Here is a 9283-nt window from a genome sequence, read left to right as displayed (position 1 = left end):
CACTCCTATGTGGTCTATGGGCCACTGGCCAATGCGGCGACCACGGTGATGTTCGAGGGCGTGCCGACCTATCCCGACAATTCCCGCTTCTGGCGGGTGGTCGACAAGCACAAGGTCGAGATCTTCTACACCGCGCCCACGGCCATCCGCGCCCTGATGCGCGACGGCGACGCGCCGGTGAAGAAGGCCAGCCGCGAGTCTCTGCGCCTGCTGGGCACGGTGGGCGAACCGATCAATCCCGAGGCCTGGCTCTGGTATCACCGGGTGGTGGGCGACGGCCGTTGCCCGGTGGTGGACACCTATTGGCAGACCGAGACCGGCGCCTGCCTGGCCACCCCCCTGCCGGGCGCGACGCCGGCCAAGCCCGGCTCCTGCGCCAAGCCCCTGCCAGGCGTGAAGTTCCAGCTGGTGGACGCCGAGGGCAAGGTGCTCGATGGCGCGACCAGCGGCAATCTCTGCCTGACCGACTCCTGGCCGGGCCAGATGCGCACGGTCTATGGGGACCATGAGCGCTTCATCCAGACCTATTTCACCACCTATCCCGGCAAGTACTTCACCGGCGACGGCTGCCGCCGGGACGCCGACGGCTATTACTGGATCACCGGCCGCGTCGACGACGTGATCAACGTTTCGGGCCACCGCCTGGGCACGGCCGAGATCGAGAGCGCCCTGGTGGGCCATGAGGCCGTCGCCGAGGCCGCCGTGGTCGGCTATCCGCACGACATCAAGGGCCAGGGCATCTACGCCTTCGTCACCCTCAAGTCGGACGTGGAGATGACCGACATCCTGCAGGCCGACATCAAGGGCTGGGTCCGCCGGGAGATCGGCGCCTTTGCGGCCCTGGACGCCCTGCAGTTCGCGCCATCCCTGCCCAAGACCCGGTCGGGCAAGATCATGCGCCGCATCCTGCGCAAGATCGCCGAGAACCAGACCGACCAGCTGGGCGACACCTCGACCCTCGCCGAGCCCGGCGTGGTGGACGACCTCGTCAAGAATCGCGTCGCGGTTTGAGCCCCGACCTGCCCGGCCCCCTGCGCGGGGCCATCGAGGCCAGGCTTGAAGGCGTTTCGCGCCGCGACCTGGCCGAACGGGCGGCCCGGGTCTCGGCCGCCTATCGCGGCGGCGGGGGGTCGGCCGGGGTGGTGCTGACGCCGGACGATGCGCTGGCCTATGCCCTGGCCCGCCTGCCGGCCACCTACGCCGCCGACATGGCCGCCTTTTCCGCGGCCGCCGAGGCCTGCCCGGACTTTGCGCCGGCCACCCTGCTGGACGCCGGCGCCGGTCCCGGCACCGCCAGCTGGGCGGCGCTGGAGGTCTGGCCGCAGATCGAGGCGGCCCTGCTGCTGGACGAGAGCGGCCCCTTCCTCGACCTGGCCCGCATCCTCGGCGAGGCCGGCCCGCCGGTGCTGGCCGGCGCCGAGCGCCGCCGCGCCAATCTGACGGCGGCCCAGGCGCAGGCCTGGCCGCGGGCCGAGCTGGTGGTGGCCTCCTACGTCCTGGCCGAGATCCCGGGCCCGGCGCAGGGCGCCCTAGTGGACCGACTGTGGGACGCCTGCGAGGGGTTGCTGGTGCTGGTGGAGCCGGGCACGCCGGCCGGCTATCAGCGTATCCTGGCCGCCCGCACCCAGCTGATCGCGGCCGGCGCAGCCCTGGCCGGCCCTTGCCCGCACGCCCAGGCCTGCCCGCTGACCGCGCCCGACTGGTGCCACTTCGTCCAGCGCCTGCCCCGCTCCCGCGACCACCGCCTGGCCAAGGGCGCGGAGGTCCCGTTCGAGGACGAGAAGTTCATCTGGCTCGCCGCGGCCCGGGAGCGCGTCGCGGTCACGCCCTTCGCCGCCCGGGTGCTCAGCCCGCCGCGGCAGGCCAAGCCCGGCATCGACCTGAAGCTCTGCGTCGAAACCGGCGCCCTGGAACACCGCTTCGTCCCCCGCCGCGACAAGCCGGCCTTTGCGCAGGCCAGGCGCCTGGACTGGGGCGACGCCCTGAACGCCAAGTCTTGAACGCGCGCCTTTCGCGGCGCCGCATTTGCTGGCGTCAGGCGCCTGCCCGGTGTGTCGTCGCCAGGAATGGGCTCATCTTAAGCGAACCCGGTTCATTTTGGGACTCGCCTCAAGGTAGCTTTGGTCCTATGGGGTGACGACGACGGGGGCGGGCGCGTCAGGGAGCTGAGCGTGCTGAAGTTACGTCGCGTATTCGACACCGAACATCATCATTATATGGCAGGTCTCCAGGTCTTCCTGGTGGCTCTGCTGGCGGGCGGGCTGGCCATGGCCGCGCCCTATATCGGCCAGGAGCGCCCCGAACTGCGGGTGGCCAAGCTCACCTCCGGACAGATGGACGCCGTGGCCTTCGCCCGCCTGACGGGCGCCATGGACCCGGCCATGCTGAGCGTGGCCGACCGGTTCGCCCCGACTCCCGTGTCCCTGGCCTTCGCCCACATCAATCGCGCCACCGGCGTCATGGAGGGCCTGGACGGCGCCCCCGAGCCCGCCATCCTGCGCCTGCAGGACATGGACGAGGCCCAGGCGCGGCTTTGGAACGCGTCCAATCCCACCTCGACCCTGCCCAATCCGGCCGCCCGGCCCTTCCGCATCTCCGGCGGCGCCTCGCACCAGGCCCGCGCCGTCGATTGCCTGGCCGCCGCCATCTATTACGAGGCGCGCTTCGAATCCGTGGACGGCCAGCGGGCCGTCGCCCAGGTGGTGCTGAACCGCGTGCGCCATCCGGCCTATCCGGCCTCGGTCTGCGGCGTGGTCTTCCAGGGTTCGGAGCGCACCACCGGCTGCCAGTTCACCTTCACCTGCGACGGGGCGCTGGCCCGGGCGCCTGACCCCGAGGGGTGGATGCGCTCGCGCCAGATCGCCGAGGCGGCCCTGTCCGGCTCGGTGATGAAGGAGGTCGGCAACGCCACCCATTATCACGCCAGCTATGTGGCCCCCTACTGGAGCCCGAGCCTGATGAAGGTGGCCACGGTCGGCGCGCACATCTTCTATCGCTGGATGGGCGGCTGGGGCCTGCCGGGCGCCTTTGGCGGCGCCTATAGCGGCGATGAGTCCGTCGGCTTCCGGGTCGCCGCCCTCAACCGGCTGTCTGGCCCTGGCGAGGTGCAGATGGTGGCCCTGACCGAGGCGGTCGACGCCATGGGCGCAACCCAGGTGGGCGGCGACGCCGGCCAGGGCGAGGGCGGGGACATCCAGGTCGTCGAGGTGGCGACCATCGACCACGACCTCGTGACCGAACCCCAGACGGTGGTGAGCCAGGCTGAGGGCCTGGTGCCCGCCGAGCAGCTGGACTGGGCCGGCCGGGTCAAGCCCCGCGCGCCGGCCCGCCTGGCGATGCCGTCCGGCGGCGTCTTTTAAGGACCCCCGTCAGCCGGCGAGCTGCGGATTGGCCTCGGCGGTGAAGGCGGCCACGTCCTCCAGCAGGCCATCGGCCGCCATGCGCACCAGTTCGCCGCCCTTTTCCGGGGTGGCCAGGGCGGGGTCCGAGCCCATGCGGCCGTCGGGATAGCGGGCGCGGAAATCCAGGGCCTCGCGGATCGGGCCGGTGGGGGCGATCTTTGGGGAGTACTCCGCCGTCTTGATGGAGTCCGGATAGGCCCACTGGGTCACGGCGATCTCGGACGGGGTCGCATGGCTCCCGTGGCCGACCGGGAACTGGCTGGCGGCCAGGCCCATGACGCCCTTCAGCTCCCACCAGTTCTTCAGCCGGCAGGAAAAGCCCCGGGGCTTTCCGGCGAAGCTCGCCTCGGCATAGAGCTCGGAGAAGGCGGCCTCGATGGTGGCCACATTTCCCCCATGGCCGTTCAGGAAATAGAGCCGCTCGAACCCGTGGGCCGACAGGGACCGGCACCAGTCGCCGATGGCGGCGATGAAGGTCGAGGGCCGTAGGGAGATGGTGCCCGGAAAGCCCAGATGGTGCTGGGCCATGCCGATATTGAAGGTCGGCGCCACCAGGATGTCGCCGCTCTTCTGCGCCTCATGGGCGATGATCTCGGGACACAGCCAGTCTGTGCCCAACAGGCCAGTGGGACCATGCTGCTCGTTGGAGCCGATGGGAATGACCACCGTCCTGGAACGGTTCAGAAAACCCTCGACCTCGGCCCAGGTGGACATGTGCAGCAGCATGGCAGGGGTCTCCGCGTGGTCGATGTTCGTGATTCGACATAGGCGCTTCACGCCGCAGAGGTAACCCCCGAGACCGCCTCAGATTCCGGCATACCATTCGTAGCCGCGATCTTCCCAGAATCCGCCCTGGCCGCCGGCGATCTGGGCGAAGCTCTCCACCGCCTCGATCCGCATCACATATTTGGCGTGCTTGTAGCCCAGCTGGCGCTCCACCCGCAGGCGCAGCGGCGCGCCGTGCGCCACCGGCAGGACCTGACCGTTCATCTCGTAGGCCAGGATCGTCTGTTCGTGGAAGGCGTCCACCAGATCAAGGCTCTCATAATAGAGCCCGCGGTCGCCGGCCGCATGGGGATCGAGCCGATCGGCGCAGTGGAAGACGATGTAGCGGGCCTCCGGCTTCAGCCCCGCCTCGTCCAGCAGGGCCGAGAGCCGGGCGCCCGTCCACTGGCCGATGCTGCTCCAGCCCTCCACGCAGTCGTGGCGGGTGATCTGGGTGCGCGCCGGCCGCGCGCGCAGGTCATCCAGGCTGAGCGCCAGGGGCTGCTCCACCAGGCCGTCGATCTGCAGCCGCCAGTGGGCAAAGCCGGTCTCGACCATCGCCTGATAGGCCGGCTCGCCCGGGCGGCGGGTGCCGTTGGCGCGGAAGTCCGGCGAGATGTCCCTGGCCTCGAACTCCCGGGCCAGGGCGGTGCGGGGCAGGATCAGCCGCTGGGCGGCCTGGGTCAGGCCCTCGGCCCGGGCGAGGCCGGCCTTGACCGCAGGGTTGCGGTTGAGCTGGTCGCAGCCGGCCAGGGTGAGGCCCAGAAGGCTGGCCCCCAGGCCCGACAGCAGGCCGCGGCGGTGCGGCGCGGTTCGGCTCATGGCTGGTCTCCTTCCAGGGTCCCGCGCCGGGCGCCTCCGGTGATCATGGCCCGCACCTGACCGATGGGACCGGACGCCAGCACCATGGCCAGGTGGACGATCACGAAGGCGACGATCAGGCCCGCGGTGAGGAAGTGAAGGGTCCGGGCCGACTGGCGGCCGCCGAAGATCTCGAAGGTCCAGGGCCAGGCGGCGTTGACGCCCGGCGACATGCCCAGGCCGCTCAAAACCATCAGCGGCAAGAGGACAAAGATCACCCCCAGATAGGCCAGCTTCTGCAGGCTGTTATAGCCGTGCGCCGCCGCCCCCTTGGGGAAGCGCAGGCGGGCGTGCGCGACGATCTCGACCCGCAGGCGCCGGGGCGACAGCTCGGCGCGGGCCGGCGCCAGGTCCCGCCGAAAGTGGCCTGAGGCCAGGCCCCAGGCCAGGTAGACCAGACCATTGGCCACCAGCACCCAGGCGAAGAAGAAGTGCCAGCGGCGGCCATCGGCCAGGGACCGATAGCTGGGCAGGGTGGCCCAGGCGGGGAAGCCCCGGCGCTCCCCGTCAGACAGGCCAAACAGGCCGGTAGTCTCGATCTTGAGCGGCCCGACCTGGGTGAAGCCGGCCAGCCGGTCGCCAACCGGCTCGGCGGTCATGGCCGCCCAGGGTTCGGCGAAGGTCGAGGTGTGCCCCCAATAGAGGGCCGGGTGGGCGTTGAAGATCTGCAGCCCGCTGCCCAGCAGGACGAAGAGGGCCGCCACATTGACCCAGTGGGTCAGCCGCACCGGCAGGCTGTGACGGCGGCGGGGGCGATCGGCGGCGGCGTCCGGTGTCGTCTCGTCCATGAACATCGGTCCTGTCCCGTCCCCGGCAGACTAGCTTTGGAAGACAGGCTGGAACAGGCCCGCCGCCCTATGCGCTCTGCCTTCATACGCAAACCCAGGAGGCTCAGATGTCTGGACCCGATACGAAACACCGCACCCCGGTGGAGAACCCGCCGCCGGAAGCCCCCGTCCGCAGCCAGGACGAGCAGATCGAGCGCACCGGCCGCGGCCCTGAAGTGACCGGCGAAACCGAAGAGGCGCCCAAGGTCCCGGGCGACAGCGAGGCCTGAGGACCGGCCAAAGGGGGCGCGCGGCGTTGCCGTCGGCGCGCGGGCGCCCCTAAGGTCTGCGCCGCCCTTGCGGGCGTAGCGACGGGGGAGGCGGCATGACCTGGAACGGCGGAACCGAAATCTGGGTGGGCGGGGTGAACACTTGGGAATGCGATGAGATGGGTCATCTCAACGTGCGCCACTGGGTGGCCAAGTCCATGGAGGCCCTGGCCGGCCTGGCCGCAGCCCTGGGGATGCCCGACGCCTTTTCGCCGCTGGCCCAATCGACCCTGGTGGTGCGCGAACAGCACATCCGGTTCCTGCGCGAGGCCAAACCCGGGGCGGCCCTCACCGCCCGCGGCGGGGTGGCGGCCATGGGCGAGGACGAGGCCCGGTTGCTGATCGTCATCCTGCATCCCGACGGAACGCCGGCCGCCACCTTCCAGACCGTGGTCCGCCATGTCACCGCCGACGGCGCCCGGGCCTTCCCCTGGCCCCGGCGGATCGTCGAGGCTGCGCAGGCCCTGCAGGTGGACATCCCCGACTTTGCCGCGCCGCGCTCGATCACCCTGGGCCCCATAGGCGAAAGCCAGGGCAGCCTGGAGAAGGCGCAGGCCATGGGCCTCAAGCGCATCGGGCTGGGCGTCATCGGCGCGCCCGACTGCGACGGCTTTGGCCGGATGCGCACCGAGATCCTGATGGGCAAGATTTCTGACGGCGTCCTGCACCTGCTGGGGCCCGACCGGGGACTGGCCGAGCCGGCCGTGGAGGGCGGGCCAGCGCCCCGGATCGGCGGGGCGGCCCTGGAATACCGCCTGGTGCATTTCGCCTGGCCGCGGATCGGCGACCGCTTTGAGCTGCGCTCGGCCACCGCCCATGTGGAGGAGCGCTTCCGCCTGCTGCGCCACTGGATGATCGACCCGGTCAGCGGCCGGCCCTGGGCCAGCGCCGAGAATGTCGCCGTGGGCTTCGATCTCGACGCCCGCAAGGTTGTGCGACTCAGCCCCGCCACGGTGGCGGCGCTTCAGGCCACGGCCCGCCCGGAGATGGCGCTCTAAGCGCGTTCCGATAGGTGGGAACCGGTTATCGGACGAAACGCGCTCAAGGCTCGGAGTCTAGCTGGCTAGGCCGGCGACCGCCTGCGCCAGGGCCTCACGAACCAGGTCGGGGCGCTCCATGGGCAGGAAGTGGCTGGTCCCGGGCACGGTCTCGATCCGGTAGCGGCCGGTGGCGGTCAGGGCCTCGATGTGGCCGTCCACCCGGCAGGTGGAGCCGTGCTCGGCCCTGAAGATCCGCACCGGGCAAGGACAGCTTTGCGCCGCAGCCCAGGCCTGGCCGTCATAGACCGAGAAGTTCGACGCCTCCCAGGCCGGCGCGCAGGCCAGCTGCACCCGGCCATCCTCCAGATCATGGAAGCCGGCGGCCACATAGTCGGCCAGCTGTTCGTCCGACCAGGTCTTGAAAGCGCCGCGGCCCTGATAGGCGGCGAGAGCCGCAGGCCGGCTGTCGAACACCGGCCGTCGCCGAAGGGCGCCCTGGACCAGGGGCGACTGGGCGATGTCGGTGGGGGCGAGCTCGGTCCGATCGGGGCTGAGCACCGGATCGAACAGCACCAGCCGGCCGATGGTCTCCGGCGTCTGGGCCGCGGCCATCAGGCTGGTGGTCGCCCCCATGGAGTGGCCGGCCACCACCACCGGGCCTGTGGTCACGTGCGGCAGCAGGGCCAGCAGGTCGTCGCGATATTCCGCCCAGCCCGGCCGGTTCTCCAGCTTGGTGGGCAGGGTGGTGGCGCCATGGCCGCGCAGGTCGATAGCCAGGATGCGCAAGGTCGCCCCCAGGGGCGCGAGGATGGTCCTGTAGGTCTGGGCGTTGAAGCCGTTGGCGTGACAGAAGACGATGTCGAGGGGCCGGTCGGCCGGGCCGAACTCCAGGGCCGCCATCTCGCCGCCCCGGCTGGGCAGGGGAAACCGGCGGGTCCGCAGCGTCGCATCGACCATTCCATCCATCGGCCAATCCCCTCGGTCCAAAGCTGTTCGTTTGCGCCGTGAAGCTGGGTCAGGGCGGGAAGCCTCCATATATCCTGTCTCACCCCTGACCCAAGGAGAGGTTCGCCATGGCCATCGCCACCATCGGCTATGAGGGCAAGACCCAGGCCCAGATGATCGAGGCGCTGAAGGCCGCCGGCGTCGAGCTGGTGGTCGATGTCCGCGCCGTGGCCGCCTCGCGCCGGCCGGGCTTTTCCAAGACCATACTGGGCTCAAGCCTGGAGGCTGAGGGGATCGGCTATGAACACCTGCGGGGCCTGGGCACCCCGAAGGCGGGCCGGGACGCCGCCCGCTCGGGCCGCATCGCCGAGATGCGCGCCATCTTCGAGGCCCACCTGGCAGAGCCTCAGGCCGTGACCCAGCTGGCCCGCGCCCAGGACCTGGCCGGCGAGAAGAAGATCGCCCTGCTCTGTTTCGAGGCCCGGGCCTGCGACTGCCACCGGGCGATCGTCGCCGAACGGCTCTGCGAGGCCCTGGATCAGCCGGTGGAAGACCTCTGAGGGCTTGGCCTTCCCCACGTCAGGGGGCGATGATGGGGGCCAACACTCAGAACAACCCAGGGATACGCCATGACCGCCGCCCATTCGAACGACTCCACCGCCATTCCGGCGCTGGGTCCCTGGACCTGTTTCGATGTGGAGATCGAGGCGGGGGTCGCCCATATCCGGCTCAAGCGGCCCGAGGCCTATAACAGCATGATCCGGGACTTCTGGAACGAGCTGCCGGTGATCGTCCGCGACATCAATGACAATGTCCGCGCCCGCTGCATCGTCATTTCCTCGACGGGCAAGCACTTCTCCGCCGGCATGGACCTGGCCGTGTTCGGCGGCGGCGGGACCTCGGCGGCCGACGGCGGGGCCGCCCCCGACCGCTTCATCGCCGCCGAGGGCCAGCGCCACCATATCCGCTGGCTGCAGGACTGCTTCTCCTGCCTCGACGAGGCCCGCATGCCGGTCCTGGCAGCCATCCAGGGGGGCTGCATCGGCGGGGCCATGGACATGACCAGCGCCTGCGACATCCGCTACGCCACCGAGGACGCCTTTTTCTGCGTGCAGGAGATCAATATCGGCATGACCGCCGATGTCGGCACCTTCCCGCGGATGTGCAAGCTGATCACCGAGGGCTGGGTGCGCGAGCTGGCCTATACCGGGCGGCGCCTGTCGGCCGAGCGAGCC

At 70.5% G+C, this 9283-nt stretch carries 11 protein-coding genes; 7 read left to right on the top strand and 4 right to left on the bottom strand.

Annotated features, from left to right (window positions below; genetic code table 11):
• The 3 genes from Q7S93_RS18695 to Q7S93_RS18685 form a co-directional block, all read left to right on the top strand.
• A partial coding sequence (locus Q7S93_RS18695) for an AMP-binding protein (protein ID WP_304716328.1) occupies positions 1–1011 on the top strand: 1011 nt, incomplete at its 5' end.
• A complete protein-coding gene (locus tag Q7S93_RS18690; protein WP_304716327.1) occupies positions 1008–2000 on the top strand; it encodes a small ribosomal subunit Rsm22 family protein in 993 nt (330 codons plus the stop codon). The genes Q7S93_RS18695 and Q7S93_RS18690, both read left to right, overlap by 4 nt.
• 171 nt (positions 2001–2171) lie before the next feature.
• Positions 2172–3359: a cell wall hydrolase gene (locus tag Q7S93_RS18685; protein WP_304716325.1), complete on the top strand. Its 1188-nt coding sequence runs from the start codon at positions 2172–2174 to the stop codon at positions 3357–3359.
• A gap of 9 nt (positions 3360–3368) precedes the next feature.
• Here Q7S93_RS18685 and Q7S93_RS18680 read toward each other — a convergent pair whose 3' ends face one another.
• The 3 genes from Q7S93_RS18680 to Q7S93_RS18670 all read right to left on the bottom strand — a co-directional run bounded on the left by Q7S93_RS18680 (position 3369) and on the right by Q7S93_RS18670 (position 5815).
• Positions 3369–4127, bottom strand: a complete 759-nt coding sequence (locus Q7S93_RS18680; protein WP_304716324.1) for a creatininase family protein — start codon at positions 4125–4127, stop codon at positions 3369–3371.
• Between the two features lie 78 nt (positions 4128–4205).
• Positions 4206–4988, bottom strand: a complete 783-nt coding sequence (locus Q7S93_RS18675; RefSeq protein ID WP_304716323.1) for a molybdopterin-binding protein — start codon at positions 4986–4988, stop codon at positions 4206–4208.
• Positions 4985–5815 carry a cytochrome b/b6 domain-containing protein gene (locus Q7S93_RS18670; RefSeq protein ID WP_304716322.1) on the bottom strand — a complete coding sequence of 277 codons (831 nt, stop codon included), beginning with the start codon at positions 5813–5815 and terminating at the stop codon, positions 4985–4987. The genes Q7S93_RS18675 and Q7S93_RS18670 overlap by 4 nt, the downstream gene beginning before the upstream one ends.
• Before the next feature lie 107 nt (positions 5816–5922).
• On the opposite strand from Q7S93_RS18670, the gene Q7S93_RS18665 reads away from it, so the two are divergent.
• Together Q7S93_RS18665 and Q7S93_RS18660 are read left to right on the top strand one after the other, a co-directional pair.
• Positions 5923–6084, top strand: a complete 162-nt coding sequence (locus Q7S93_RS18665) for a hypothetical protein (protein WP_304716320.1) — start codon at positions 5923–5925, stop codon at positions 6082–6084.
• Between the two features lie 95 nt (positions 6085–6179).
• A complete protein-coding gene (locus tag Q7S93_RS18660) occupies positions 6180–7121 on the top strand; it encodes a thioesterase family protein (protein WP_304716318.1) in 942 nt (313 codons plus the stop codon).
• Between the two features lie 57 nt (positions 7122–7178).
• Here Q7S93_RS18660 and Q7S93_RS18655 read toward each other — a convergent pair whose 3' ends face one another.
• Positions 7179–8069, bottom strand: a complete 891-nt coding sequence (locus tag Q7S93_RS18655; RefSeq protein WP_370652226.1) for an alpha/beta fold hydrolase — start codon at positions 8067–8069, stop codon at positions 7179–7181.
• Positions 8070–8176: 107 nt separating this feature from the next.
• On the opposite strand from Q7S93_RS18655, the gene Q7S93_RS18650 reads away from it, so the two are divergent.
• Positions 8177–8608 carry a DUF488 domain-containing protein gene (locus tag Q7S93_RS18650; RefSeq protein WP_304716317.1) on the top strand — a complete coding sequence of 144 codons (432 nt, stop codon included), beginning with the start codon at positions 8177–8179 and terminating at the stop codon, positions 8606–8608.
• 69 nt (positions 8609–8677) lie between these two features.
• A partial coding sequence (locus Q7S93_RS18645; RefSeq protein ID WP_304716316.1) for an enoyl-CoA hydratase-related protein occupies positions 8678–9283 on the top strand: 606 nt, incomplete at its 3' end.

Origin of the sequence: Phenylobacterium sp. (assembly GCF_030646615.1) — a bacterium.
Taxonomy (GTDB): Bacteria; Pseudomonadota; Alphaproteobacteria; order Caulobacterales; family Caulobacteraceae; genus Phenylobacterium.
This window is presented reverse-complemented; position numbering and strand designations above follow the sequence as displayed.

What these genes read in the sequence shown, in the direction of transcription:
- Q7S93_RS18680 (WP_304716324.1), bottom strand. Translation starts at nt 4,127, where the DNA reads ATGCTGCTGCACATGTCCACCTGGGCCGAGGTCGAGGGTTTTCTGAAC.
- Q7S93_RS18675 (WP_304716323.1), bottom strand. Translation starts at nt 4,988, where the DNA reads ATGAGCCGAACCGCGCCGCACCGCCGCGGCCTGCTGTCGGGCCTGGGG.
- Q7S93_RS18670 (WP_304716322.1), bottom strand. Translation starts at nt 5,815, where the DNA reads ATGGACGAGACGACACCGGACGCCGCCGCCGATCGCCCCCGCCGCCGT.
- Q7S93_RS18665 (WP_304716320.1), top strand. Translation starts at nt 5,923, where the DNA reads ATGTCTGGACCCGATACGAAACACCGCACCCCGGTGGAGAACCCGCCG.
- Q7S93_RS18660 (WP_304716318.1), top strand. Translation starts at nt 6,180, where the DNA reads ATGACCTGGAACGGCGGAACCGAAATCTGGGTGGGCGGGGTGAACACT.
- Q7S93_RS18655 (WP_370652226.1), bottom strand. Translation starts at nt 8,069, where the DNA reads ATGGATGGAATGGTCGATGCGACGCTGCGGACCCGCCGGTTTCCCCTG.
- Q7S93_RS18650 (WP_304716317.1), top strand. Translation starts at nt 8,177, where the DNA reads ATGGCCATCGCCACCATCGGCTATGAGGGCAAGACCCAGGCCCAGATG.